This window comes from Janthinobacterium sp. 17J80-10 (assembly GCF_004114795.1).
In the GTDB taxonomy this organism is placed as follows: Bacteria; Pseudomonadota; Gammaproteobacteria; order Burkholderiales; family Burkholderiaceae_D; genus Paucimonas.
The window spans coordinates 3,902,767-3,926,307 of sequence record NZ_CP035311.1; the positions used below are offsets into that span (position 1 = coordinate 3,902,767).

Genomic DNA, 23,541 nt, shown 5'->3' on the forward strand with positions numbered 1-23,541 from the left:
CTCCAGCAGTTTATAGTCCGAAATGCAATTTCTTGCCGTCGGCCTCAATCACACCACCGCGCCGCTTTCCCTGCGCGAGAAGGTCGCCTTTCCTGCCGATCAGATTGGTCAGGCGGTGGCGTCTGCGCGCACCTGGTTTGGACGTGATGGCACGGCAGAAGCCGGCAAGGAGGCGGCGATCCTGTCGACGTGCAATCGCACGGAACTCTACGCAGCCGGCGCAACTGCCGGCAGCGTGGAAGAAGCGATCGATGCGACCGGCCATTTCCTGGCGCATTATCACAAGCTGCCCTATTCGGAACTACGCCCCTATCTCTATTCCCTGCCGCAGGATGGCGCCGTGCGCCATGCCTTCCGGGTTGCCTCCGGCCTGGACTCGATGGTCCTGGGCGAGCCGCAAATTCTGGGGCAGATGAAAGATGCCGTCCGCCAGGCGGAAGCAGCCGGCGGCCTGGGCACTTACCTGCACCAGATGTTCCAGCGTACCTTTGCCGTTGCCAAGGAAGTGCGCAGCACCACCGCCATCGGCGCCCACAGCGTATCCATGGCCGCCGCGGCGGTACGCCTGTCGCAGCGGATTTTCGACACCATCGCCGAACAGCACGTTCTGTTCATCGGTGCCGGCGAAATGATCGAACTGTGCGCGACGCACTTTGCTGCCCAGCACCCGAAATCGCTGACCATCGCCAACCGCACACTGGAGCGCGGCGAGGCGCTGGCGCACCGTTTCAATGGCAGCGCCATCCGCCTGGCAGAGCTGCCGGAACAGTTGGCCAAATTCGACATCGTGGTGTCCTGCACCGCGTCCTCCCTGCCGATCATCGGCCTGGGCCTGGTCGAGCGCGCAATCAAGGCACGCCGCCACAAGCCGATGTTCATGGTGGACCTGGCGGTGCCGCGCGATATCGAAAGCGAAGTCGGGCGCATGGACGATGTGTTCCTGTACACCGTGGATGACCTCGCCAGTGCCGTGCAAACCGGCCTTGAAAACCGCCAGGCGGCTGTCGCGCAAGCCGAAGCCATCATCGAAACGCGCGTGCAATCGTTCATGCACTGGGTCGACAGCCGCGCCGTCGTCCCGCTGATCCAGGACTTGCACGAAACCAGCGAAACCCTGCGACTGGCAGAACTGGAACGCGCGCGCCGGCTGCTGGCGCGCGGCGAGGATATCGATACCGTGCTGGAAGCGCTGTCGAAGGGCTTGACCGCCAAGTTCCTGCATGGCCCGCAACAAGCCCTGCACGAAGCGCAAGGCGACGAGCGCGCACGCCTGGCGACACTCCTGCCGCAACTGTTTCGTACCAAGCGCTAGCTGCGTTTGCCCGGCGGCCATCTGAGCCGCATCAAACGGGAAGCGGATTCGCCGCAATGCCCGCCGGCTCCCGAAATTCCCAGATTCACCCAAGATCCCAAACCGGATACGCCCATGAAACCTTCGCTGCTTGCCAAACTCGACCAGCTGACCCACCGCCTGGCGGAAGTGGGCGACCTGCTGACGCAGGAAAACGCCACTGCCGACATGGATTCTTACCGCAAGCTCACGCGCGAACACGCCGAGCTCGGCCCGCTGGTCGAGCTCTACCAGGCCTACACGCAGGCGAGCAATGACGTCGAAACGGCGCAGGAATTGCTGGGCGACCCGGACATGAAGGATTTCGCCCAGGAAGAAATCACTGCGGCCAAAGCACGCATGGAGCAGCTGGAAATCGACTTGCAGAAAATGCTGCTGCCGAAAGATCCCAACGACGAGCGCAATATTTTCCTGGAAATCCGCGCCGGCACCGGCGGTGACGAAGCCGGGCTCTTCGCCGGCGACCTGTTGCGCATGTACACGCGCTTTGCCGAGCGCAATCGCTGGCAGGTCGAGCTGATTTCCGAATCGGCCTCCGAACTAGGGGGCTACAAGGAAGTGATCGTGCGCATCGTCGGCTTCGGCGCCTATTCGAGGCTGAAATTCGAATCGGGCGGACATCGCGTGCAACGCGTGCCCGCTACCGAAACGCAGGGCCGCATTCACACCTCGGCTTGCACGGTTGCAGTGATGCCGGAAGCCGATGAAGTCGAGGATGTCAACATCAATCCGGCCGAATTGCGCATCGACACTTACCGCGCCTCCGGCGCCGGCGGCCAGCACATCAACAAGACCGATTCTGCAGTGCGCATCACCCATCTTCCCACCGGCATCGTGGTCGAATGCCAGGATGACCGCAGCCAGCACAAGAACAAGGCGCAGGCGATGAAGGTGCTGGCCGCGCGCATCAAGGATGTGCAGCTGCGTGCGCAGCAGGCGAAAGAGGCTGCCACGCGCAAGTCGCTGATCGGCTCGGGCGACCGCAGCGAACGGATTCGCACGTATAATTTTCCGCAAGGCCGCATGACCGACCACCGCATCAACCTGACGCTGTACAAGCTCGACTTCATCATGGATGGCGACCTGGAAGAATTGACCACGGCGCTGGCGGCCGAGCGCCAGGCGGAACTGCTGGCAGAGCTGGGCGAAGGCGCATAGGCACTTGCCGCAACGCCCGATTTCAACAACGATTAAGCAACGGAGCAACGATGAACAAGACCAAACCCACCCTGATCGGCATCGCGCTCGTCGCCATCGCCCTGCTCGGTGCCGCCCTGTACCTGCAGCTGGCCAAGGGCATGCTGCCTTGCCCGTGGTGCATCATCCAGCGCTACATTTTTGCCGCCATTGCGGTGATCTGCCTGGTCGCTTCCTTTCTGCCGCAGGGCGCTGCGCGCGCCGGCGCCGGCCTGGCTTTCCTGACGTCGCTGGGGGGCATCGGCGCCGCCGGCTGGCTGCTGTGGGTAAAGGCAAACCCGAATGTCTCCTGCGGCATCGACCCGATGGAAACCTCGCTCAACAAGATTTTTACCGCAGAGTTGCTGCCGTCCCTGTTCAAGGCGGATGGCCTGTGCACGACCGAATACCCACCCCTGCTGGGCCTGTCGGTAGCGCAATGGTCGGCAGTGTGGTTCGTGATCCTGGCCATTGTGCTCGGCTGGACAGTGTTCCGGCGCCAGCGCTGAATTCCGCCATCGTGGCGCAGGAATCCGCCCCCGATTTCACCCTGGTTGCCGGCGCCACGCTGGCGGCCCTGCTGCGCCAGGCGCCGCTGCCGGCACTGGAAACCCGCATACTTGCCAGCCATGCGCTGGCGCTCACCCGCGTGCAATTGATCACCCAGTCCGAGCGGCCACTGAGTGCAGCAGAAGCGCAGCGCCTGGAAAATTTGATCCAGCGCCGCCTGGCTGGCGAACCGATAGCCTATCTAGTCGGCGAGCGCGAATTTTTCGGATTGTCGTTCATCGTCACGCCTGCCGTGCTGATCCCGCGACCGGACACCGAATTGCTGGTGGAACTGGCGCTGGAACGCCTGCCGCATGCCGGTCGCCTCGTCGACCTGGGTACCGGCTCGGGCGCCATTGCCGTGGCGATTGCACACCAGCGCCCGGACGCTCGCGTTACCGCCCTGGACGCCAGTGCCGAGGCCCTTGCAATCGCGCAGCAAAATGCCGGCCGCAATCAGGCCAGCGTGACATTCCTGCAAAGCGACTGGTATGCCGGACTAGGCAACGAATGCTTCGATGTCGTTGCCTCCAACCCGCCCTATATCGAGAAGGGCGACCCGCACCTGGCGCAAGGCGACTTGCGCTTTGAGCCGGCCAATGCGCTGACCGACCATGCCGACGGCCTGTCGGACTTGCGCACGATCGTATCGGGCGCGAGCCAACATCTGGCCGTGGGCGGCTGGCTGCTGATGGAACATGGCTACGACCAGGCGCAGGCCGTTCGGTCGATGCTGGCAGCGCAGGGATTCAACCAGGTGCAAAGCTGGCGCGACCTGGCAGGCATCGAACGGGTCTCGGGCGGGACCGCGCCACGCGACCTTACGGCAAGTGTGCCTGCAAATCCCTGATCAGTTGCTGCCCCACCTCGACGCCGCGCTCGAACAGCTGTGCGCGCCGGGCCGGGCTCTGGCCATCGTAGTGTGATAGCGCCGTCAATTCTTCGCTGAGAAATTCGATATACGCCGGCGAAGCTGCAATATTATTGCCATCTGCCGGGTCGAGGATCGTGACTTCCCTGCGCTTGCGCAGGCTCTCGGCCAGAGGTGCGCTGGGGGGCACCTGCGCCATGCAGCGGGCGATCTGGTTATTGAGCTCAATGCTTTCGATTTCCTTTTGCAGCGGAATGCTGAAAATCGCATCGAGAAAGCGCTCGTTCAGTTCGGCATGGTTGTTCGGCTCTTCGCGCACATCCTTGCTGAAAAAACGCAGCAACAGGATATGCGTGGCATCCATGTCGATCAGCGGCACCAGCGGCGGATTGCAGCGCATGGCGCCTTCCATCCAGTGTTCAGTCTGGCCCTGCACCGTCACCGGCATGGGGGCGATATAGGGAGGACGCGCGCCGCTGGCGAAAAAATAATCGGGTGTCATCCGCAATGCCTGGCGCCGCTCCCCCTTCCCCGTCAGGGCGCGCTGCTGTTCGGCGTTCGGCGCAGCGCCGGAATAGAGGTAGATTTCCTGGAAATCCCTGGCCCGCGTGGCGTTGGTAAATACCGTCGGCCCGGCTTGGCTGGCGCACAAGGCGGCAAGCCCGGCGGCCTTGCTCGCCGTGAAAAAGGGATTGAAGGCGAGCTGGCCGGGCAATCCGGAACCGAACATGCAAAAATTTTGCCAGGCAGCCGCCAGTTCGGCGGTCGCTGCCGCGCCGTTCGCCCGATCCATGTACTTGAGGCTGGCGCTGGCGAAACGCTTGTGCGCCTCCGTCAGGCCGGCAAGATAGCCGCGCCATGCATCCTGGCGCACGGCAGGCGGGGCAATGCGTTGCCGGGCCCAGGGTGGCAAATGCTTGTCGCCCTCGAGCACGGGCGCGCGCAGGGACTCGTTTGCTTTTTGATCCGCAAGATAAAGCCAGAGCGGCGTGAGCATTTCGACACACCCGGAGGCGGCGACAATCTCCAACGGCTTGCCGCTGCTTGCATGCTCGCCATGCAAGCCATGATTATGGGCGCGGAAAGCATCCAGCAAGCCTGCGGCATAGTCGATGTGGCCGAACGACCCCTGGATGGCCAGCGCCACGCGGGGTGGGCGTGCCTCGGCCGCCTTTCCCTGAATAGCGCCGGATGCGTGGCGGACGTTGGCGGTTTCCCGGGGCTTGACGGCCATGTGACGACTCCCTGTCATTTTGGATTTGTTTGTGCAGGATTATGCCATCACAAGCGGCTCTACTCCGAAACTGATGGCGTCGGCGTTCTTTATTCCCTAGAATTGACCACGCTCAATATAAATACTAAAGCAGGAGACCAAACAGCATGGATTTTCTGGAACTGGACGACATTCTTGCCAATCTTGCCGGGAATATCGTGCGCAGCTACGATTTCGATGGTTATGCAATTGCGCTCTGGAATTCTGCTGACGGCATGCTGATTAACCAGTGCGCGCAATTGCCGCCCCGCCTGCAGGAAATCGAGCCGGCATTGCGCAATTTCCGTTTCCAGCCGAATGGCACGACCATCGGCGGGCTATGCTTTTCCGAAAACCGTGCGCACATCATTGATGCGCAGAGCGTGGCCAGCTATTCCGAGACGATCCAGGACTTGCACCGGCGCTGGCAATTCAGCACTTTTGCCGCCTGGCCAATACGCTTGCAGCGCGATGGTACTGAAACTGTGCTCGGCGTGTTCTCCGCTTTCCTGGACCGGGGCACGATTTCGCCGGAGGCCTCGGCCGTCATCGAACAAAAGCTGGCGACTGCCGCGCCGGCGATTGCCGCAGCACTGGAACATGAACAGGTGGAAGTGCTCGATACGGGCTTGCTGCAGCAGCACGAACTGTTGCGCGCCCTTTCTGCCAGCAATCTGGGCGAATCGGTGAGCGCAGCGGCTGACCCCGTTTGCAATTACCTGCTGCGGCGTACCGATTTCGACATGGCCGCCGTTGTACTGCACGAGGATGATGCGCTGGCGCTGCGCCATGACGTTTTCAAGCCGGGCTACGCGCATTTGCAGGAAAGCTGGCATCGGATGAGCGGGCTGCGCTTTACCCCGGATGTCGGCGATGGCCTGACGACAGTGGTATATGCGCAAAATAATCATTTCATGGTGGATGACGTGCAACACATGTCGCAAGCGCCCTTCTCCGCCAAAGACCGGGAAGTTCTGCAAACCCTGCAATCCGTGCGCAGCTACCTGCTGCTGCCAATCCGCGCAGCGGGAAAACCGGTCGGCGTGCTGTGGCTGTTGTCTCTCGGGCAGCCGGTCGCCCTCGACAAAAATGCAATTGAAACCATGCAGCTGATTGCCGACTTTCTGGGAACCGCACTGCGCAAGGTCGGGTGAAGGCGCATTCACTTGTTCCGGCTAATCTCGCTTGCCGGCCCCCTCAAAATTCCGCGGCTGCTTTTTACTTTCCACCTCGGCAACTTTTCATAGAAATCGTCGGTATCCTGGCTGTCAAGACTGGCGCAATTGCGCGGATTGCGTATCATGTCCGGCTTGTTTTCCTCATTTCGTCACGACATGCTGCCCTCGATTGAACAACGTTTAGCCCTCGAACTCGTCGCCAAGCCGGCCCAGGTTGCCGCCGCCGTCGCCCTGCTGGACGAAGGCGCCACCGTACCCTTCATCGCCCGCTACCGCAAGGAAGCCACAGGCGGCCTGGACGATATCCAGCTGCGCCTGCTGGAAGAGCGGCTGCGCTACCTGCGCGAACTGGAAGACAGGCGCGCCGCCGTCATCGCCTCGATCGAAGAACAGGGCAAGATGACACCTGCCCTGCTGGACGCCATCACCCATGCCGAAGACAAGACCCGCCTGGAAGACCTGTACCTGCCGTACAAGCAGAAGCGCCGCACCAAGGCGCAAATCGCCGCCGAAGCCGGCCTGACGGAACTGGCCGATGCCTTGCTAGCCGACCCGGCCAAAAATCCGGAGGAAGAAGCCGCCAGGTACCTCAAGCCGGCCTTCACTACACCCAATGGCGACAACCCCGGCGTGGCAGACGCCAAGGCGGCGCTGGATGGCGCCCGGCAAATCCTGATGGAGCGTTTTGCCGAAGATGCGGCGCTGCTGCAAGCCTTGCGCGAATACCTGAACGAGCACGGCGTGGTCGAATCGAAAGTGGTCGACGGCAAGCAGGAAGCCGGCGAGAAATTTGCGGATTATTTCGACTATTCGGAAACCCTTGGCACGATCCCCTCGCACCGTGCGCTGGCGCTGTTCCGCGGTCGCCGCGAAGAAATCCTGAACGTGGCGCTGCGCCTGGATAGCGAAGAAGAAAAGCCCAAGTGGGATGCCCCGCACAACCCCTGCGAGGGACGCATTGCCAAGCAGTTCGGCATCCGCAACGAAGGTCGCGCCGCCGACAAGTGGCTGGCCGATACGGTGCGCTGGGCCTGGCGCGTGAAAGTGTTCATGCACCTGGAAACCGAGTTGATGACGCGCCTGCGCGAGCAGGCGGAAACCGAGGCGATCAATGTCTTCGCGCGCAACCTGAAGGACCTGCTGCTGGCTGCCCCTGCAGGCCAGCGCGCCACGATGGGACTCGACCCTGGCTTGCGCACAGGCGTGAAAGTCGCCGTTGTTGACGCCACCGGCAAGGTGGTCGATACCGCGACCATCTATCCGCACCAGCCGCGCAATGACTGGCACGGTTCGCTGCACGCGCTGTCGCAGCTTGCGGAAAAGCACAAGGTGTCGCTGATCTCGATCGGCAACGGCACCGCCTCGCGCGAGACCGACAAGCTGGCGCAGGACCTGATCAAGCTGCGCCCGGAACTGAAGCTCACCAAGATTGTCGTCTCCGAAGCGGGCGCATCGGTGTACTCGGCCTCGGAATTCGCTTCCCGGGAATTGCCGGACCTGGACGTGTCCATCCGCGGCGCGGTGTCGATTGCGCGCCGCCTGCAAGACCCGCTAGCCGAACTGGTGAAGATCGACCCGAAATCGATCGGCGTTGGCCAATACCAGCACGACGTCAGCCAGTCGCAACTGGCGCGCTCGCTCGACGCCGTGGTCGAGGATTGCGTCAATGCCGTCGGTGTCGATGTGAATACCGCTTCGGCGCCGCTGCTGGCGCGGGTGTCGGGCCTGAGCAGCAGCGTGGCACAAAGCATCGTCAGCTACCGCGACATGAAAGGCATATTCGCCTCGCGCGCCGACTTGCGCAACGTGCCGCGCCTGGGCGACAAGACATTTGAGCAGGCAGCCGGCTTTTTGCGCGTCATGGGCGGCGACAATCCGCTGGACGCGTCAGCGGTGCACCCGGAATCCTATCCGCTGGTCGAAAAGATCCTTGCTGACATCAAGAAGGATGTGAAAAGCGTGATTGGCGAAGCCGGCTTGCTGAAATCGCTTCAGCCGGCCAAATATGCCGATGAAAAGTTCGGCGTGCCCACCATCACCGATATCCTCAAGGAGCTGGAAAAACCCGGCCGCGATCCGCGCCCGGAATTCACCACGGCGACCTTCAAGGAAGGCGTCGAGGAAATCCGCGACCTGCGTCCTGACATGATCCTCGAAGGCGTGGTGACCAACGTCGCCGCCTTTGGCGCCTTTGTCGATATCGGCGTGCACCAGGATGGCCTGGTGCACATCTCGGCGCTGTCCAATACCTTTGTGAAAGACCCGCACACGGTCGTCAAGGCTGGCCAGGTCGTCAAGGTAAAGGTGCTGGAAGTCGATGAAAAGCGCAAGCGTATTGCGCTGACCATGCGCCTGTCGGATGCGCCGCCGCAGCCGGGCGCAAACCCCGCCCAGCGCGGCGACCGCAATGACGCCAAGCGCCTGGCGCAGCATCAGAACGTGCGCGAAACCACGGGCAACAGCGCCATGGCGGCGGCTTTTGCCAAGCTGAAGTCGTAAGTCTGCAGCGTGGCCCGGATACTTTTATAATGATGGAATCAATTTTAGCGAGGCAACTATGAGCGACGTACAAACCTGGATCAAGGAAACCGTGACCCAGCACCCGGTGGTGCTGTTCATGAAAGGCACGGCGCAATTCCCGCAATGCGGCTTTTCCAGCCGCGCGGTGCAATTGCTGAAAACCGCCGGCGCCACCGACATCGTCACCATCAACGTGCTGGAAAACCCGGAAGTGCGCCAGGGCATCAAGGATTTCTCCAACTGGCCCACCATTCCGCAGCTCTACGTCAAGGGCGAATTCATCGGCGGCTCCGACATCATGAACGAGATGTTCGAGTCGGGGGAACTGCAGAGCCTGCTGAAGGACTGAGATGTCCGGATCAGCCGGCGCAGTCAAACCGCGGCGGCTGATCGTCGCCATCACAGGCGCCACCGGCGCCGTGTATGGCGTGCGCCTGTTGCAGATCTTGCGCGACATGCCCGGCCTGGAAAGCCATTTGCTGATATCCGATGCGGGCGTGCTGAACATCCACCAGGAACTGGATCTGGGCCGCAAGGATGTCGAGGCGCTGGCACATGTCGTGCATAACGTGCGCGACGTCGGCGCTGCGATCGCCAGCGGCTCGTTTGAGTCCGATGGCATGGTGGTGGCGCCCTGTTCCATGAAATCCCTGGCGGCGGTCGCCCATGGCCTGTCCGACAACCTCATCACGCGCGCGGCCGACGTGGTGCTCAAGGAACGCCGCCGACTGGTGCTGATGGTGCGCGAAACGCCGTTCAACCTGGCGCACCTGCGCAACATGACCGCCGTGACCGAAATGGGCGGCATCGTCTTCCCGCCGCTGCCCGGGTTTTATCACAAGCCGCAAAGCATCGAGGACATGGTGGATCACACCCTGGGACGCGTACTGGATTTGTTCGCCGTCGAGCATGCGCTGGCTCCGCGCTGGCAAGGCCTGCGTGCCAACGAAACTTGAACCCGACGTTTTACCGAATATAAAGAATATGGCTGAGAAAAAAGAGAAACTAACCAGCGCCTGGCTGGCGCGCATTTGCGACCGTCAGACGGCCTGGAGCATGACGCGCGAATGCGGCATCGCCATGCTGTTCTGGGCAGTGGTGCAGGCGGCGTTTTCCTTTAAGTACGGCCAATCCCTACTGATTCACACCGTCATTCTCGCCGTGGGCGGCTTTTGCCTGTTGCGCTGGCAAAGCCGGGCGGCAGCGGTCGTGCTGTTGCTGTATGCATTGGCGGGTACCGGCCTCACACTTGCCATCAATTCGGGGGCCAGGCTCGAAGGCAACAGCAATCTGGCACTGGCCCTGCTGATCTTCTGGACCGCCCTCAAGAGCGCCGAAGCCACGTTCCGCTTGCGCGGCCGCTTTGCTTTCCCTGCGCCTGCCGGGACGTCAGCCCCGACAAACGCAGCCTAGCTGACTCAAGCCTCCTCAAACCTGCGCACCGCTTCACCACCCTCCAGTGTCGATACGTCACGCACGTTCTTTTGCACGGCGACCGCGGCAAACAGGCTAAGCACGTAAGCCATGGCATAAAAGCCTTTTTCACTCGAGGCCATGGTGGCATTCCACAGTCCGACCGCCAGCAGGGTCAACGCGCAGACCACCGAAAACCAGGACAGGCCAAAGTAGATGCCGGTGACGTGCACGCCTTCCATCCTGTCGCGCACGGATTTTTGCAGCGACACGGCGGCATAAAGGCCGTACAGGATCAGCACCAGGTAATATCCCTTTTCATTCAGTTGCATCGTTGAATTCCAGATGCCCATCAGATACACGATGATGCCGATGAATAAGGCCAGCCAGGATGCTGCGATAAATGCCCCGCTGGGTTTGTAGGATTGCTGTGCCATGCGATTTCCTCCTTGCTTGTTATAAAAGATTTAGTGGTTTTACAGTGTTACAACAAAGGCTTGATCGGCAGGTTTTGCAAGAGGCGCACCTTGCTGCGCTTGGCGAGCGGGACGTGGCTGTCGGGATCGTCGGTAGCGGCATTCCAGCTGTTACCCGGTGCCATGTCGACGTCAATGGCCGCCTCCACCTTTTGCGCGACGGTCTCGTCATGAATGATGACGCCGGCTTCGGTATTGAGGTTTTGTGAACGGGGATCAAAGTTATAGGTGCCGATATAGACCCTGGCGCCATCCACGACCATGGTCTTGGCATGCAGGCCGAATACGAGTTTTTTGTTGCGGGTTGCCTCGAACCTGTTCATGAGCGATTGCTGTACCTCCGGATAGGGCTTGTATTCGAAGATTTCAAAACCCATTTTCAGGAGTTTCTTGCGCTGGTTGCGATAGCCGCTGAATGCCGGAATGTTATCGGTGGATGCCAGCGAGTTGGTATTGATGCGCACCTTGATGCCGCGTGCGAGTACGTCCTTGAACAGCGCCAGGGCTTCGCTGGACAGGACCAGATAGGGCGACTGGATGGTAATGCGGGATTGTGCGCCGGCCGCCATGTCTGCCAGGGCATTCGTACTGTAGCCGCCGCCGTGGAGCGAAAAGACATTGGCATTCTTGCCGGGCGTATCGCTGATGAAGTCGACCCTGGTCCAGACAATCTGGCGCACGATGTCGGCAAATGCATCCGGCGCATCGGCAATCGCCTGGCGCACTTCTGGCGTAAAATTTTCCGGCAATTGCGCGTAAGCCCGCAATTCGCGGTACACCGCCTGCACTTCGCTGCTGTCCGCGCTGACATTTTTCTGCATCAGCCCCAGGCCGTTGTACAACTCTTCGACCGCGACACTGAGCGGACTTGCCCAGAAGCGCTCGAAGCTGGCCTGCATGTTCTTGACGGTCGCCCCGAGGAGCAAGACATCGCGGTCGCGGAAATTGAATGCGTGGTTGTAATCATAGTATTCGGCGGCCATGTTGCGCCCGCCGGTGACTGCGATCTTGCCATCGACGATGAAGGTCTTGTCATGCATGCGCTGGTTAATGCCGCGAAAATCACTGACGGCATTCAGGAGGCGCTGCGGCAGGGTGACACCGACAGAACTTTTCGGATTGTAGATGCGGATATCGATGTTCGGGTGATGTGCCAGCGCCAGCAGCGACTTGTCCGGCGCCTTGATGAGCAAGTCGTCGACGATGACGCGCACCCGCACGCCGCGCTCCGCCGCGCGCAACAGGGCTTCCGCGGCAAGTATGCCGATGTTGTCGGTGCTCCAGATGAAGTACTGGACTTCGATGGACTCTTTGGCATGCTCCACCAGCCAGGCGCGGGTGATCAATGCCTCGGTGCCCGTATCGAGGACATGGACACCGCTTTTGCCTTCTTGCCGCGCGATCTCGCTGGCCACGAGCTGCATCGCCGTCGTGGCTTCGGCATGTAGCCAGCCCGGCACGAGTAGCGGCACGCACAGCAGTGCAGCGGCAATCAGTCGATTCAATTTGCCATCCCCGGTCTATTTTTCTTAAACGACGTTTACAGAGTCGGGAAACTGTATCACATTGAAATATATTGTGAAATTACTAATTATCTTGCGTTGTTTTTTATGGCCGAAAAAAAACCCAATCCGAAGATTGGGTTTTTTTGTTTGGTGCCGACTGCAGGACTTGAACCCGCCACCCCCTGATTACAAGTCAGGTGCTCTACCAGATGAGCTAAGTCGGCGAAACTGAAAGAGCGCGTATTGTACTGGATTATTTGATTCTGGTCAGCGTCGGACGCCCACCTTTTTTCGGCGGCTCGTCATTGCCGTCAGGCGTAGCGCTTTCGGGCTTGTCGGCAGCAGGGACAGGCACGGAAGTCAGACCCACCGGCTCGGTGCCACGCGCGGCACCATCGATTTCATTTTCCAGTGCCTTGATTTCGTCGGCAGGCGGCTTGGCGACATCGAATGCCATGCCCTGGCCATTTTCCCGCGCATAAATAGCAATCACGTTATCGACAGGAACGACGATATCGCGCGACACGCCACCAAAGCGGGCGCTGAAATGGATGACATCGTTATCCATCTTCAGGCCGCTGGTGGCGTCGAAGCTGATATTGAGGACGATTTCGCCATTCTTGACGAATTGCATTGGCACGCGCGTACGGCCATCGACCATTACCGCCAGGTACGGGGTATAGCCATTGTCGGTGCACCATTCATAAATGGCGCGCAACAGGTAGGGTTTGGTCGATGTTTCAGACATGCTTTGCAATCAATCTCAAATGGAATCCACCGCTTTAGCGGCGCATCACTTTCTCGGACGGCGTCAGCGCCTCGATGTAGGCCGGACGCGAGAAAATCCGCTCGGCATACTTCATCAGGGGCGCAGCCGTCTTCGACAGCTCGATGCCGTAATGGTCGAGACGCCACAGGAGCGGGGCAATCGCCACGTCAAGCATCGAGAATTCATCGCCCAGCATGTACTTGTTCTTCAGGAACAATGGCGCCAGCTCGGTCAGGCGGTCACGAATTTCGGCGCGGGCCTTGTCGAGACTCTTGTCGCCAGCCTTGGCCTTGTCGTTTTCCAGCGTATGGACGTGGATAAACAATTCCTTTTCGAAATTGAACAGCATCAAGCGCGCGCGGGCGCGCATCAGCGGATCTGCCGGCATCAGTTGCGGATGCGGGAAGCGCTCATCAATGTATTCGTTGATGATGTTCGACTCGTACAGGATGAGGTCGCGTTCGACCAGGATCGGCACCTGGCCGTACGGGTTCATCACCGAAATATCTTCCGGCTTGTTGAACAGGTCGACATCGCGCACTTCGAAATCCATGCCCTTTTCGAACAGGACAAGGCGGCAGCGCTGGGAAAATGGGCACGTCGTGCCCGAATAGAGAACCATCATTTTTGTAGTTCCTTAGAAACAAAGGGGTGAGACGTGTGCCGACTCACCCCGATTCAACTGCCCGGAAGGGGCGTAAGTTATTTGATGTCTTTCCAGTATGCGCGGTTCAGCAGCCAGGCCAAAGTCATCAGCACGCCGAGGAACAGCAAGACCCAGACGCCCAGGCGGCGGCGGGTATCCTGCACCGGCTCGCCCATCCAGGTCAGGAAACTGACCAGGTCGGCGACGTCGCGGTCGTATTCCAGGCTGGACAGCTTGCCCGGCTTGACTTGCTCAAAGCCAGCAAAATGGTGGATCTTCTTGGAGGCATCGTGCGGATCTGCAACTTCCTCGAACTTGGCGGTGCGCACGCCCTGCAATTCCCACAAGGCATGCGGCATGCCGACGCTCGGGAACACCATGTTGTTCCAGCCCGTCGGACGGGTGTCATCCTGGTAGAAGGTGCGCAGGTAGGTGTACAGCCAGTCCGGGCCGCTGCCGTCGCCGGATGCTTTGGCACGGGCGATCACCGACAGGTCCGGCGGCACGGCGCCGAACCATTCCTTGGCATCCTTGGCTGCCATGGTGACGGTCATCAGGCTACCGACCTTATCGGAGGCAAACAGCAAGTTTTCCTTGATCTGTTCTTCCGACAAGCCGATATCGCGCATGCGGTTGTAACGCATGTTGGCGGCGGCGTGGCAGTTCAGGCAGTAATTGACGAACAGCTTGGCGCCATTCTGCAACGACGCCAGGTCGCGGGAGTGGTCCGGCGCGGCTTCGAGCGGAAAGCCGCCACCGGCCGCCAGGGCCATTGCTGGTACAAAGGCCAGCGCTGCGAATACTTTTTTCAGCAATTTCATGTTGTTATATCCTTAGCGGCTTAGTGCGGGTGGAAAGTCACGCGCTTGGGCACCGGCTTGAATTCGCCCATCGTGCTCCACCACGGCATCAGCAGGAAGAAGCCGAAATAGATGAAGGTGCAGATCTGCGCAACCAAAGTACGGCCAGCGGTCGGCGGCAGCACGCCCAGATAGCCCAGGATCAGGAAGGCGATACCGAACACGGCGTACACATACTTGTGCGAGGCCGGACGATAGCGGATCGATTTCACCGGCGAATGGTCCAGCCAAGGCAAGGGTGCCAGGATCATGACCGACACGCCCATCAGCACCACGCCCCAGAACTTCGCATCGAAGATGAACATGCCGCCGAGTGCCACCAGGGCAACTGCAGCGATGGCACCCTTGATGGTGGGCGACAGCTTGGTGCGCAGCATGATCAGCACGACATAGGCAACCACGCCAATTTCCAGCGCATACATGAATTGCGTCGTGGTCGCACGCAGGATCGAGTAGAACGGCGTGAAATACCAGACCGGCGCAATATGCGGCGGCGTCTTCAGCGGGTCAGCCGGGACGAAGTTGTTAAATTCCAGGAAGTAGCCCCCCATTTCCGGCGCGAAGAACACGACCGCGCTGAAAATCAGCAGGAACACCGTCACGCCAAACACGTCATGTACCGAATAGTAAGGATGCGACGGAATCGAATCGACCGGATGGCCGTCAGGACCGAGGTTTTCCTTGACTTCAATGCCGTCAGGATTGTTCGAACCCACTTCGTGCAGAGCGATCAGGTGGGCAACGACCAGGCCCAGCAGCACCAGCGGCACGGCGATCACGTGGAACGAGAAGAAGCGGTTCAGGGTCGCATCCGACACGACGTAGTCACCACGAATCCACAGCGACAGGTCCGGGCCGATGAAGGGGATCGCACCGAACAGGTTGACGATCACCTGGGCGCCCCAGTACGACATCTGGCCCCATGGCAGCAGGTAGCCCATGAAGGCTTCCGCCATCAGGACCAGGAAAATGCCGACGCCGAACAACCAGATCAGTTCGCGCGGCTTGCGGTACGAACCGTACAGCAGGCCACGGGTCATGTGCAGATAGACCACGATGAAGAAGGCCGAAGCACCGGTCGAGTGCATGTAGCGCACCAGCCAGCCCCACGGCACATCGCGCATGATGTATTCGACCGAAGCGAATGCCAGGTTGGCATCCGGCTTGTAGTGCATCACCAGGAAAATACCGGTGACGATCTGGATCACCAGCACCAGCATGGCCAGCGAGCCGAAGATGTACCAGAAGTTGAAGTTCTTGGGTGCGTAGTACTTGCCCCATTGGTCATTCCACAGCTTGGTCAGCGGGAAGCGGGAATCAACCCAGTTCAATGCCTTGGCCGCGGCAGGTGCGTCGGCGGGCAGTTTTTTTTCTACGAAAGCCATGGTTATGCTTCCCCTTTCTCGTCCTTGCCGATCACCAGCTTGGTGTCGGAGACATACATGTGGCGCGGCACTTGCAGGTTGTCAGGCGCCGGTACGTTTTTGTAGACGCGGCCGGCGGCATCGAACAGCGAGCCGTGGCAAGGGCACAGGAAGCCGCCTTGCCAGTCGTCCGGCAGCGACGGCTGCGGGCCTGCCTGCAGCTTGGTGGTCGGCGAGCAACCCAGGTGCGAGCAAATGCCGACGGCCACGAGGATTTCCGGCTTGATCGAGCGATTGGTATTGCGGGCGTATTCCGGCGTCAAGTCATCCGGAGTCCGCTCCGAGTTGGGATCGGCCAGTTTGTCGTCCAGCTTGGGCAGCGCGCCGACCATTTCCGGCGAACGCTTCAGAATCCAGACCGGCTTGCCGCGCCATTCCACGGTTTTTAATTGGCCTGGCGCCAGGTCCGAAATATCCACTTCCACCGGCGCACCGGCGGCCTTGGCGCGCTCGGACGGCTGAAAGGTGGACACAAAGGCTCCCGCAGTGGCAAGACCTGCCACGCCGCCCGCCGCACATGTGGCGACGAGCAAGCCACGCCGACCTGAATCGACCTGCTTTTCGTTACTCATACCTACCCCGATTTAGTCAAATTGCGAAACTTGCACGAAACTTCTAGCAACATTAAATTATAACGGAGTCACCAAGCCTTTCAAAGTGAATCCATGCGGACAAGCCATTTTTCAGGAACTTTTCAAGGACAGGCGAGCACGCGCGCGCCCCATCCAGGCTTTGAGGCCTTCTTGTTTTCGCACCAATCAAACTTTGCGGAATTGTCATTTTGCTGACAATCGCAGGTAGAATTGGCTGCATGTTTGCAATTTATTAAAAGGGGACGGTCATGGGAATGATGAAGGAATTCAAGGAATTTGCAGTCAAAGGCAATGTCGTGGACCTCGCGGTTGCCGTGATTATCGGCACTGCGTTCGGCAAGATCGTCGATTCGGTGGTGCAGGATCTGATCATGCCAATCATTGGCAAGATCCTGGGTGGCCTGGACTTTTCCAACTATTACCTGCCACTGAACGACCAGGGCACGACGCTGACCTTGATTGAAGCGAAAAAAGCCGGGGCAGTCCTTGCTTACGGTAACTTTTTCACAATTTTGCTCAACTTCATTATTCTGGCTTTTATTATTTTCCAGATGGTACGAATCTTGAACAAGCTCAAGAAGGATGAGCCGGCGGCACCCGTGGCAACGCCCGAAGAAATCGAATTACTGCGCGAAATCCGCGATTCGTTGAAGAAATAAATAGGGACGTTGCCGCCCGGTTGCGTCTGACACCGGGTGGCACCCGGCCTACACCGGATTCGGAATGTCGATGAACTGGTGGGTTATGCCGAAACGCTGCGCCAGGTGCTCGCCCAGCGCCTGCACGCCATAGCGCTCGGTGGCATGGTGGCCGCATGCCAGGTATGCCACCCCGGCTTCGCGCGCCAGATGCACGGTTGGCTCGGAAATTTCCCCGCTCAGGTAAGCGCCGGCGCCAGCGGCGATCGCATCGCTTAGATAGTTTTGCGCTGCGCCGGTACACCATCCAATACGCCCCAATGGCTGCAGCGGATCGCCAATGACCTGGGGGGCACGTCCAAGGGCCGCTTCGACCAGGCGCGCGAGATCGCCGACGGTATTGATTCCTGCACCCGCCCTGCCCAGCCAGCCGATATCATCTTCACCAAAGCGCGCCTCGGCCTGCAAGCCGAGTCTTGCCGCCAGTTGCGCGTTATTGCCGAGTTCGGGGTGCATGTCGAGCGGCAGGTGGTAGGCAAACAGGTTCAGCTCATGCTGCAGCAGCTTGCTGATGCGGCGATGCTTGACGCCGACGATCCTCGCATCCTCGCCGCGCCAGAAATAACCATGATGCACGAGCAGGGCATCGGCGCCTGCCGCAACTGCTGCCTCGACCAGGGCCAGGCTGGCCGTGACCCCGGTAACAATGCTCGCAATCCTGGCGCAGCCTTCCACCTGCAAGCCATTTGGGCAATAATCGCGGAAACGTGCGATATTTAGCGCCTGTGCCAAATAGGCATCAAGTTCATTCCGATCCACTGTCTGCTGTTCCATACTTCCTGCTTTCTATGCGACGTTATTGGTTATTGTTTGCGCAAACCGTCACCATCGGCTTGGCGATCTGGTTCATTGTAGCGAGCCTCAAGCCCGAGTGGGCAGGCCGCATGCTCGGCGGCGCCTCGAACGTCCGCCTGAACTGGTCGACCGTACCGGTACAGGAAGCCGCGCCCGGCCTTGCAGCGGTACAGGGCTCCTACCGCGATGCCGCCAAACGCGCCATGCCCTCGGTCGTCAACATTTACACCTCCAAGGCATCTCGCCAGCGTAATCCGATGCTGGACGACCCGGTGTTTCGCCGCTTCTTCGGCGACCGGCTCGACGAGCAGGAAGAAAAACAGTTCAGCCTGGGTTCGGGCGTCATCGTCAGCACGCAGGGCTACATCCTCACCAACAACCACGTCATCGAAGCCGCCGATGAAATCGAGGTCGCTCTGGCCGATGGCCGCAAGGCCGCAGCCAAGGTAGTGGGCACCGATGCCGAGACCGACCTTGCCGTGATCAAGATCACCGTGGAAAATCTTCCCGCCATTACGCTGGGCCGCGTCGAGCAATCCAAGGTGGGCGATGTGGTGCTAGCGATCGGCAATCCTTTCGGCGTGGGCCAGACCGTCACCATGGGCATCGTCTCGGCGCTGGGACGCAGCCACCTCGGCATCAATACCTTTGAAAACTTCATCCAGACCGATGCCGCCATCAATCCGGGCAACTCCGGCGGCGCCCTGATCGATGCCAATGGCCACCTGCTCGGCATTAATACCGCAATCTATTCGCGCTCGGGCGGCTCGCTGGGCATCGGTTTTGCCATTCCCGTCAGCACTGTCAAGACCGTGATGGACTCGATCATCAGCACCGGCCAGGTCGTGCGCGGCTGGATCGGCGTCGAACCGCAGGACATCACGCCGGAACTGGCAGAAAGTTTTGGCCTGGCACAAAAGACTGGCGCCATCATTGCCGGCGTTTTGCGCGACGGTCCGGCAGACCGCGCCGGCATGCGCCCGGGCGACATTCTGGTTGCAGTCGAGGGAAATATCATCAAGGATACGACGGAAATGCTCAACCTGATTGCCCAGCTACAGCCGGGCAAGACAGCGAAGATGACGGTGCTGCGCAAGAACCAGCAAGCCATCCTGGACGTGGTCGTCGGCAAGCGCCCGGCCATCCGGCGCCAGGAACGTGAATAATCGCGGTACCCAGATCCAGGACAGCCATGCATGTACGTGACCTGACCCGCTTTCTGGCCGAGCTGGCGGAAAACAATAACCGCGCCTGGTTCGTCATGAACAAGCCGCGCTACGATATCCTGCGCGCGGAATTCCTGGAACTGGTCACACAACTGATCGCCGAGATTGCCCGCTTCGACCCGGCCGTGGCGGCGTGCAATCCGAAAAAGGCCTTGTTCCGGATTAATCACGACCTGCGCTTTGCACGCGACAAGGCCCCCTACAAGACCCATTTTGCCGCCGCGATTACTGCCACCGGGCTGAAAAGGCCCAGCCAGGGCGGCGGTCCGGCCTATTATTTTCATATCGATGCCGACGGCATGCTGCTGGTATCCGGCGGCGAATACCTGCCGCCGCCGCACCGCCTGCGCGCCATTCGCCAGCATGTCATCGAGGATGCGGTGGGTTTTGGCAAGCAGCTAAAGAATAAAAAGCTCGCGCAAACTTTTGGCGGCTTGCAGGAAGAAGGCAAGCTGTCGCGACCACCCAAGGGATTTGCCCCCGACAGCCCGCATATCGAAGCCATCAAGCTGAAGAGCTTTATTGTCTGGAAAGAAACCAGCCTGCGCAAAAGCATCCCGGCAGACCTGGACAAAGAGTTGCTGGCAGGCTTCCGCGCTGCCTACCCGCTGGTGGCATGGCTGCGGCAAGTACCGGCCTGAACGCAATTTTCAGGCGGCTTCTTCGGGCTTTTGCGTCATCCGCACGAACATCGGCGCCACCAGCAAGCCGATCTCATACAGCAGGCACAGGGGAATGGCGAGGAACAGCTGGCTCATCACATCCGGTGGCGTAACGATCGCCGCGATCACGAAAGCGCCGACGACCACGTAGGCACGGATGCTCTTTAGCTTTTCCACGGTCACCACGCCCATGCGCACCAGCACCACCACCACCACCGGCACTTCAAAGGTCAAGCCAAACGCCAGGCACATGGCCATGACGAAATCGAGATAGTTTTCAATGTCTGGCGCAAACGATATCGACTGTGGCGCAAAGTTGTAGATGAACTTGAAGACCTGGCCAAACACCAGGAAATAACAGAACGCCACGCCGAACAGGAACAGCAGCGAGGTCGAAATCACCAGCGGCGCCACCAGGCGCTTTTCATGGGTATACAAGCCGGGCGCGACAAAGGCCCACGCCTGATAGAGCACCCACGGCAGCGCCACGATGAAAGCCGCCAGCAGGGTGATTTTCATGGGTACCAGGAACGGCGTGATGACGCCGGTGGCAATCAGCTTGGAGCCCGGCGGCAATGCGCTGATCATGGGTTGCGCAAGAAAATCATAAATCGCGCTGGGACCGGGAATGGCCAGCAGGATGGCGAAGACGATCAGGATGCCGACCGAAGCCTTCATGAGGCGATTGCGCAACTCGATCAAATGCGAGATGAACGAATCTTTGACGTCGGCGAATTCTTGGTTGTCAGTCATGGGCGTGCCGCTGCAGCGCGGCGTGATCCATCAATGGAAAAAAGGCGATGATTTACGGGCAGCGGATGCCGGCCGGTATTTGGACACCCGCGCAGAAGCGGACAGCACGCGCGTCTTGTGACCGTTTTGCCGCTTGTACCAGGAGGGAATGGCAGAAGTGCGCAACAGCTTTTTCTTGCGAAAGTTTTTGGCTTTTTCCGCCAGGCGCGCCGGCGTCGGCGGATTCAGGGAAGCATAATCCGACGCGGCATCATCGCGCTCGCTGACGGCGGCGTGGATGGTGCGCCCGGCTTCTTCCAAGTCCTGCTGCAGCTCGCTGGCAGTCTCGCGCATTTCTTGCTGCATCTTGCGCAATTCCTCCATCTCCATTTCACGGCCGACTTCCGCCTTGACCTGGTTTATGTAGCGCTGCGCGCGGCCGAACAGGGTACCTGCCATGCGCGCTACCCGCGGCAGCTTCTCAGGGCCGATCACCACCAGCGCCACCACGCCGATCAGGGCGATCTTGGTCAATCCAATATCAATCATGCTTGGCGGCCGGCTTCAGTGGAAATGCGTCTGTCCTCAAACCTTGTTTTTTTCGCGGGCTTCGACATCGATGGTGGTCTTGTCGGCGACCTGCGCGGCCGGCTCGGCGGGCTTGTCTTCCTCGCCCTTGACGCCATCCTTGAAGCCCTTGACTGCCTTGCCAAGATCCGACCCGACATTGCCGAGTTTTTTGGTGCCGAAAATCAAAATGACCACCACCAGCACAACCAGCCAGTGCATCCAGCTTAATCCACCCATGTTGCTTCTCCTTGGGGAACGACAGGCGTTCCGATATCAATAATGTGCCGATCTAGCCCAGGTTGCGCCATGGACGCGGCCCGCCCAGCACGTGCAAATGCAGATGGTACACCTCTTGCCCGCCTTCCGGGCCGATGTGGAGCTGGGTACGGAAACCACCTTTTCCTGGGCCTTCGGCCGCCGGGGTGTAACCGCAACCCAATTCCCGCGCCAGCTTCGGCGCCAGCAACATCATTTTACCCAACAATGCGGCATGGCTTTCATCGCACTCCGCCAGTGTAGCAACGTGATATTTCGGGATGATTAAAAAATGTACGGGCGCAGCAGGATGAATGTCATGAAAGGCAATGACATCGTCATCTTCATAAATCGTCTTTGACGGGATTTGTTTGGCTGCAATCTTGCAAAAAATACAGTTATCCAAGGCACTCTCCTGGTGAAGGCGGGATAGGGTCAATCCTTGCTTTCTTCCTGTTCGCGCGCCTGCAGCTTGCGGTTGGCTTTTTCCTCGATACCGGAAATGCCTTCGCGGCGTGCAAGTTCGTCAAGCACTTGCTGCGGCGTCAGGTTGAACTGGGCCAGCATGATCATCGAATGGAACCACAGGTCGGCGCATTCATACAGCAGTTTATCCGGCGCGGCGCCGGCGCGCACGTCCTTGGCCGCCATCACCGTTTCCGTGGCTTCTTCGCCAATTTTTTTCAGGATTGCATCGTCGCCCTTGGAAAACAGGCGCGATACGTAGGATTTTTCGGGGTCGCCGCCATTGGCCAGCTTGCGCGCTTCGATCACGGCAGCCAGGCGATTCAGGGTTTCACTCATGATGTTTGCTATTCACTTGTAGATGCTGTCGGGGTCTTTCAGGACCGGCTCGACGGCGTGCCAGGCCCCCCCGTCTTCGAGCTTTTCAAAGAAGCAGGAATGGCGACCGGTGTGGCAGGCGATGCTGCCGGCTTGCGTGACTTTCAGCAGCACCACGTCCTGGTCGCAATCCAGGCGGATTTCATGGACTTTCTGGGTATGGCCGGATTCCTCGCCCTTGTGCCAGAGTTTCTTGCGCGAACGGCTCCAGTACACGGCTTCGCCCAGCTCAACGGTCTTGGCGAGGGCGTCGCGGTTCATCCAGGCGAACATCAGCACGTCGTTGCTGCCGACTTCCTGGGCAATCACCGGCACCAAGCCATTTTCATCCCACTTGACGTGGTTCAGCCAGAGGTTGCCCGTGCTCATGCCAGCCTCACCGGGATACCCTGGGCATCCATGAAACGCTTGGCTTCGCCCACCGTATGCTGGCCGTAATGGAAAATGCTGGCAGCCAGGACGGCATCGGCATGGCCCAGCCTGATGCCGTCTGCCAGGTCCTGCAAGCCACCCACGCCGCCGGAAGCGATGACAGGGACATTGACGGCATCAGAAACCGCGCGCGTCAGCGCCAGGTCGAAGCCGCTCTTGGTACCGTCGCGGTCCATGCTGGTCAGGAGCAATTCGCCCACGCCCAGCTGCTCCATCTTTTGCGCCCATTCGACGACGTCGATGCCGGTCGCCTTGCGCCCACCATGGGTAAACACTTCCCAGCGCCCTTCGCTAACCCGCTTGGCATCGATCGCCACCACGATGCATTGCGAACCGTATTTTTGCGCCGACTCGTAGACCAGCTGCGGATTGGCCACCGCGGCACTGTTCATGCTGACCTTGTCGGCGCCGGCATTCAGGAGGCGCCGCACATCTTCGACGGCGCGCACGCCGCCGCCCACCGTCAGGGGAATGAAGACCTGGGAAGCCACCGCTTCGATGATGTGCAGGATCAGGTCGCGCTCGTCGGAAGTTGCTGTGATATCGAGGAAGGTGATTTCATCGGCGCCCTGTTCGTCATAGCGGCGGGCAATTTCGACGGGGTCGCCGGCATCGCGCAGCTCGACGAAATTGATGCCCTTGACGACACGGCCCGCCGTGACATCGAGGCAGGGGATGATGCGTTTAGCCAGCGCCATATGTGCTTCGTTTAACCTTGTTACGTGTTTGTTGCGTATTGCTGCGA

General features: G+C 59.9%; 28 protein-coding genes and 1 tRNA gene. 12 read left to right on the top strand and 17 right to left on the bottom strand.

Going from position 1 to position 23,541, the window contains the following annotated elements:
* Nucleotides 1-22: 22 nt before the first annotated feature.
* From hemA to prmC, 4 genes are all read left to right on the top strand, one after another.
* Nucleotides 23-1,312, top strand: a complete 1,290-nt coding sequence (gene hemA / locus EKL02_RS17430; protein WP_128903211.1) for a glutamyl-tRNA reductase — start codon at nucleotides 23-25, stop codon at nucleotides 1,310-1,312.
* A gap of 114 nt (nucleotides 1,313-1,426) precedes the next feature.
* Nucleotides 1,427-2,509: a peptide chain release factor 1 gene (prfA, locus tag EKL02_RS17435; protein WP_128903212.1), complete on the top strand. Its 1,083-nt coding sequence runs from the start codon at nucleotides 1,427-1,429 to the stop codon at nucleotides 2,507-2,509.
* A 50-nt stretch (nucleotides 2,510-2,559) separates the two neighbouring features.
* Entirely contained in the window at nucleotides 2,560-3,036 is a 477-nt protein-coding gene (locus EKL02_RS17440; RefSeq protein WP_128903213.1) for a disulfide bond formation protein B, read from the top strand.
* A gap of 11 nt (nucleotides 3,037-3,047) precedes the next feature.
* Nucleotides 3,048-3,926 (top strand): peptide chain release factor N(5)-glutamine methyltransferase, encoded by an 879-nt coding sequence (prmC, locus tag EKL02_RS17445; RefSeq protein WP_241687754.1) that lies wholly within the window; start codon nucleotides 3,048-3,050, stop codon nucleotides 3,924-3,926.
* On the opposite strand, the gene EKL02_RS17450 is transcribed toward prmC, so the two are convergent.
* Nucleotides 3,898-5,181 (bottom strand): hypothetical protein, encoded by a 1,284-nt coding sequence (locus tag EKL02_RS17450; RefSeq protein WP_128903215.1) that lies wholly within the window; start codon nucleotides 5,179-5,181, stop codon nucleotides 3,898-3,900. The two genes, prmC and EKL02_RS17450, sit on opposite strands and share 29 nt — an antisense overlap.
* A 146-nt stretch (nucleotides 5,182-5,327) precedes the next feature.
* Between EKL02_RS17450 and EKL02_RS17455 the strand changes: the two genes are divergently transcribed.
* The 5 genes from EKL02_RS17455 to EKL02_RS17475 all read left to right on the top strand — a co-directional run bounded on the left by EKL02_RS17455 (nucleotide 5,328) and on the right by EKL02_RS17475 (nucleotide 10,310).
* Nucleotides 5,328-6,353, top strand: a complete 1,026-nt coding sequence (locus tag EKL02_RS17455; RefSeq protein WP_128903216.1) for a GAF domain-containing protein — start codon at nucleotides 5,328-5,330, stop codon at nucleotides 6,351-6,353.
* Nucleotides 6,354-6,533: 180 nt separating this feature from the next.
* Nucleotides 6,534-8,876, top strand: a complete 2,343-nt coding sequence (locus EKL02_RS17460) for a Tex family protein (RefSeq protein WP_128903575.1) — start codon at nucleotides 6,534-6,536, stop codon at nucleotides 8,874-8,876.
* A 58-nt stretch (nucleotides 8,877-8,934) separates the two neighbouring features.
* Nucleotides 8,935-9,246 (top strand): Grx4 family monothiol glutaredoxin, encoded by a 312-nt coding sequence (grxD, locus tag EKL02_RS17465; protein ID WP_128903217.1) that lies wholly within the window; start codon nucleotides 8,935-8,937, stop codon nucleotides 9,244-9,246.
* Nucleotide 9,247: 1 nt separating this feature from the next.
* Nucleotides 9,248-9,853: a UbiX family flavin prenyltransferase gene (locus EKL02_RS17470; RefSeq protein ID WP_128903218.1), complete on the top strand. Its 606-nt coding sequence runs from the start codon at nucleotides 9,248-9,250 to the stop codon at nucleotides 9,851-9,853.
* Nucleotides 9,854-9,881: 28 nt separating this feature from the next.
* The gene (locus EKL02_RS17475) at nucleotides 9,882-10,310 is read left to right on the top strand and encodes a hypothetical protein (RefSeq protein WP_128903219.1); all 429 of its coding nucleotides are present in this window, start codon (nucleotides 9,882-9,884) and stop codon (nucleotides 10,308-10,310) included.
* Nucleotides 10,311-10,315: 5 nt separating this feature from the next.
* On the opposite strand, the gene yiaA is transcribed toward EKL02_RS17475, so the two are convergent.
* From yiaA to petA, 8 genes are all read right to left on the bottom strand, one after another.
* Nucleotides 10,316-10,747 carry an inner membrane protein YiaA gene (yiaA, locus tag EKL02_RS17480; RefSeq protein ID WP_128903220.1) on the bottom strand — a complete coding sequence of 144 codons (432 nt, stop codon included), beginning with the start codon at nucleotides 10,745-10,747 and terminating at the stop codon, nucleotides 10,316-10,318.
* Between the two features lie 47 nt (nucleotides 10,748-10,794).
* Complete coding sequence (locus EKL02_RS17485) at nucleotides 10,795-12,291, bottom strand: phospholipase D family protein (protein WP_206732421.1); 1,497 nt, start codon at nucleotides 12,289-12,291, stop codon at nucleotides 10,795-10,797.
* A 148-nt stretch (nucleotides 12,292-12,439) separates the two neighbouring features.
* Nucleotides 12,440-12,515, bottom strand: a tRNA-Thr gene (locus tag EKL02_RS17490).
* Nucleotides 12,516-12,544: 29 nt separating this feature from the next.
* On the bottom strand, nucleotides 12,545-13,039 hold the full coding sequence (locus EKL02_RS17495; RefSeq protein WP_128903221.1) for a ClpXP protease specificity-enhancing factor: 495 nt from the start codon (nucleotides 13,037-13,039) through the stop codon (nucleotides 12,545-12,547).
* Nucleotides 13,040-13,073: 34 nt separating this feature from the next.
* Nucleotides 13,074-13,685 (bottom strand): glutathione S-transferase N-terminal domain-containing protein, encoded by a 612-nt coding sequence (locus tag EKL02_RS17500; RefSeq protein ID WP_128903222.1) that lies wholly within the window; start codon nucleotides 13,683-13,685, stop codon nucleotides 13,074-13,076.
* A 77-nt stretch (nucleotides 13,686-13,762) separates the two neighbouring features.
* A complete protein-coding gene (locus EKL02_RS17505; RefSeq protein ID WP_128903223.1) occupies nucleotides 13,763-14,527 on the bottom strand; it encodes a cytochrome c1 in 765 nt (254 codons plus the stop codon).
* Nucleotides 14,528-14,547: 20 nt separating this feature from the next.
* On the bottom strand, nucleotides 14,548-15,951 hold the full coding sequence (locus EKL02_RS17510; protein WP_128903224.1) for a cytochrome bc complex cytochrome b subunit: 1,404 nt from the start codon (nucleotides 15,949-15,951) through the stop codon (nucleotides 14,548-14,550).
* Between the two features lie 2 nt (nucleotides 15,952-15,953).
* Nucleotides 15,954-16,562 (bottom strand): ubiquinol-cytochrome c reductase iron-sulfur subunit, encoded by a 609-nt coding sequence (gene petA, locus EKL02_RS17515; protein WP_128903225.1) that lies wholly within the window; start codon nucleotides 16,560-16,562, stop codon nucleotides 15,954-15,956.
* A gap of 269 nt (nucleotides 16,563-16,831) precedes the next feature.
* On the opposite strand from petA, the gene mscL reads away from it, so the two are divergent.
* Entirely contained in the window at nucleotides 16,832-17,242 is a 411-nt protein-coding gene (gene mscL / locus EKL02_RS17520; protein WP_128903226.1) for a large conductance mechanosensitive channel protein MscL, read from the top strand.
* A gap of 48 nt (nucleotides 17,243-17,290) precedes the next feature.
* Here mscL and EKL02_RS17525 read toward each other — a convergent pair whose 3' ends face one another.
* Entirely contained in the window at nucleotides 17,291-18,055 is a 765-nt protein-coding gene (locus EKL02_RS17525; protein WP_128903227.1) for a Nif3-like dinuclear metal center hexameric protein, read from the bottom strand.
* Between the two features lie 14 nt (nucleotides 18,056-18,069).
* Between EKL02_RS17525 and EKL02_RS17530 the strand changes: the two genes are divergently transcribed.
* Together EKL02_RS17530 and EKL02_RS17535 are read left to right on the top strand one after the other, a co-directional pair.
* Nucleotides 18,070-19,242, top strand: a complete 1,173-nt coding sequence (locus EKL02_RS17530) for a Do family serine endopeptidase (protein ID WP_128903228.1) — start codon at nucleotides 18,070-18,072, stop codon at nucleotides 19,240-19,242.
* A gap of 26 nt (nucleotides 19,243-19,268) precedes the next feature.
* A complete protein-coding gene (locus EKL02_RS17535) occupies nucleotides 19,269-19,943 on the top strand; it encodes a DUF2461 domain-containing protein (protein ID WP_128903229.1) in 675 nt (224 codons plus the stop codon).
* 9 nt (nucleotides 19,944-19,952) lie between these two features.
* Here EKL02_RS17535 and tatC read toward each other — a convergent pair whose 3' ends face one another.
* The 7 genes from tatC to hisF are packed head-to-tail and all read right to left on the bottom strand — an operon-like array spanning nucleotide 19,953 to nucleotide 23,494.
* Nucleotides 19,953-20,717: a twin-arginine translocase subunit TatC gene (tatC, locus tag EKL02_RS17540; protein ID WP_128903230.1), complete on the bottom strand. Its 765-nt coding sequence runs from the start codon at nucleotides 20,715-20,717 to the stop codon at nucleotides 19,953-19,955.
* A 30-nt stretch (nucleotides 20,718-20,747) separates the two neighbouring features.
* The gene (tatB, locus tag EKL02_RS17545; protein ID WP_128903231.1) at nucleotides 20,748-21,245 is read right to left on the bottom strand and encodes a Sec-independent protein translocase protein TatB; all 498 of its coding nucleotides are present in this window, start codon (nucleotides 21,243-21,245) and stop codon (nucleotides 20,748-20,750) included.
* A 36-nt stretch (nucleotides 21,246-21,281) separates the two neighbouring features.
* Nucleotides 21,282-21,503 (bottom strand): Sec-independent protein translocase subunit TatA, encoded by a 222-nt coding sequence (gene tatA, locus EKL02_RS17550; RefSeq protein WP_128903232.1) that lies wholly within the window; start codon nucleotides 21,501-21,503, stop codon nucleotides 21,282-21,284.
* A 52-nt stretch (nucleotides 21,504-21,555) separates the two neighbouring features.
* Nucleotides 21,556-21,927, bottom strand: a complete 372-nt coding sequence (locus EKL02_RS17555) for a histidine triad nucleotide-binding protein (RefSeq protein ID WP_128903233.1) — start codon at nucleotides 21,925-21,927, stop codon at nucleotides 21,556-21,558.
* Nucleotides 21,928-21,956: 29 nt separating this feature from the next.
* A complete protein-coding gene (locus EKL02_RS17560; protein ID WP_128903234.1) occupies nucleotides 21,957-22,325 on the bottom strand; it encodes a phosphoribosyl-ATP diphosphatase in 369 nt (122 codons plus the stop codon).
* Between the two features lie 12 nt (nucleotides 22,326-22,337).
* The gene (gene hisI, locus EKL02_RS17565; protein WP_128903235.1) at nucleotides 22,338-22,733 is read right to left on the bottom strand and encodes a phosphoribosyl-AMP cyclohydrolase; all 396 of its coding nucleotides are present in this window, start codon (nucleotides 22,731-22,733) and stop codon (nucleotides 22,338-22,340) included.
* Complete coding sequence (gene hisF, locus EKL02_RS17570) at nucleotides 22,730-23,494, bottom strand: imidazole glycerol phosphate synthase subunit HisF (protein WP_128903236.1); 765 nt, start codon at nucleotides 23,492-23,494, stop codon at nucleotides 22,730-22,732. Before hisF ends, hisI begins: the two co-directional genes overlap by 4 nt.
* Nucleotides 23,495-23,541 lie beyond the last annotated feature (47 nt).

Bases quoted from the DNA above. Each gene is read 5' to 3' on its own strand.
- hemA (WP_128903211.1), top strand. From the start codon at position 23: ATGCAATTTCTTGCCGTCGGCCTCAATCACACCACCGCGCCGCTTTCC.
- prfA (WP_128903212.1), top strand. From the start codon at position 1,427: ATGAAACCTTCGCTGCTTGCCAAACTCGACCAGCTGACCCACCGCCTG.
- EKL02_RS17440 (WP_128903213.1), top strand. From the start codon at position 2,560: ATGAACAAGACCAAACCCACCCTGATCGGCATCGCGCTCGTCGCCATC.
- EKL02_RS17450 (WP_128903215.1), bottom strand. From the start codon at position 5,181: ATGGCCGTCAAGCCCCGGGAAACCGCCAACGTCCGCCACGCATCCGGC.
- EKL02_RS17455 (WP_128903216.1), top strand. From the start codon at position 5,328: ATGGATTTTCTGGAACTGGACGACATTCTTGCCAATCTTGCCGGGAAT.
- EKL02_RS17460 (WP_128903575.1), top strand. From the start codon at position 6,534: ATGCTGCCCTCGATTGAACAACGTTTAGCCCTCGAACTCGTCGCCAAG.
- grxD (WP_128903217.1), top strand. From the start codon at position 8,935: ATGAGCGACGTACAAACCTGGATCAAGGAAACCGTGACCCAGCACCCG.
- EKL02_RS17470 (WP_128903218.1), top strand. From the start codon at position 9,248: ATGTCCGGATCAGCCGGCGCAGTCAAACCGCGGCGGCTGATCGTCGCC.
- EKL02_RS17475 (WP_128903219.1), top strand. From the start codon at position 9,882: ATGGCTGAGAAAAAAGAGAAACTAACCAGCGCCTGGCTGGCGCGCATT.
- yiaA (WP_128903220.1), bottom strand. From the start codon at position 10,747: ATGGCACAGCAATCCTACAAACCCAGCGGGGCATTTATCGCAGCATCC.
- EKL02_RS17495 (WP_128903221.1), bottom strand. From the start codon at position 13,039: ATGTCTGAAACATCGACCAAACCCTACCTGTTGCGCGCCATTTATGAA.
- EKL02_RS17500 (WP_128903222.1), bottom strand. From the start codon at position 13,685: ATGATGGTTCTCTATTCGGGCACGACGTGCCCATTTTCCCAGCGCTGC.
- EKL02_RS17505 (WP_128903223.1), bottom strand. From the start codon at position 14,527: ATGAAATTGCTGAAAAAAGTATTCGCAGCGCTGGCCTTTGTACCAGCA.
- EKL02_RS17510 (WP_128903224.1), bottom strand. From the start codon at position 15,951: ATGGCTTTCGTAGAAAAAAAACTGCCCGCCGACGCACCTGCCGCGGCC.
- petA (WP_128903225.1), bottom strand. From the start codon at position 16,562: ATGAGTAACGAAAAGCAGGTCGATTCAGGTCGGCGTGGCTTGCTCGTC.
- mscL (WP_128903226.1), top strand. From the start codon at position 16,832: ATGGGAATGATGAAGGAATTCAAGGAATTTGCAGTCAAAGGCAATGTC.
- EKL02_RS17525 (WP_128903227.1), bottom strand. From the start codon at position 18,055: ATGGAACAGCAGACAGTGGATCGGAATGAACTTGATGCCTATTTGGCA.
- EKL02_RS17530 (WP_128903228.1), top strand. From the start codon at position 18,070: ATGCGACGTTATTGGTTATTGTTTGCGCAAACCGTCACCATCGGCTTG.
- EKL02_RS17535 (WP_128903229.1), top strand. From the start codon at position 19,269: ATGCATGTACGTGACCTGACCCGCTTTCTGGCCGAGCTGGCGGAAAAC.
- tatC (WP_128903230.1), bottom strand. From the start codon at position 20,717: ATGACTGACAACCAAGAATTCGCCGACGTCAAAGATTCGTTCATCTCG.
- tatB (WP_128903231.1), bottom strand. From the start codon at position 21,245: ATGATTGATATTGGATTGACCAAGATCGCCCTGATCGGCGTGGTGGCG.
- tatA (WP_128903232.1), bottom strand. From the start codon at position 21,503: ATGGGTGGATTAAGCTGGATGCACTGGCTGGTTGTGCTGGTGGTGGTC.
- EKL02_RS17560 (WP_128903234.1), bottom strand. From the start codon at position 22,325: ATGAGTGAAACCCTGAATCGCCTGGCTGCCGTGATCGAAGCGCGCAAG.
- hisI (WP_128903235.1), bottom strand. From the start codon at position 22,733: ATGAGCACGGGCAACCTCTGGCTGAACCACGTCAAGTGGGATGAAAAT.
- hisF (WP_128903236.1), bottom strand. From the start codon at position 23,494: ATGGCGCTGGCTAAACGCATCATCCCCTGCCTCGATGTCACGGCGGGC.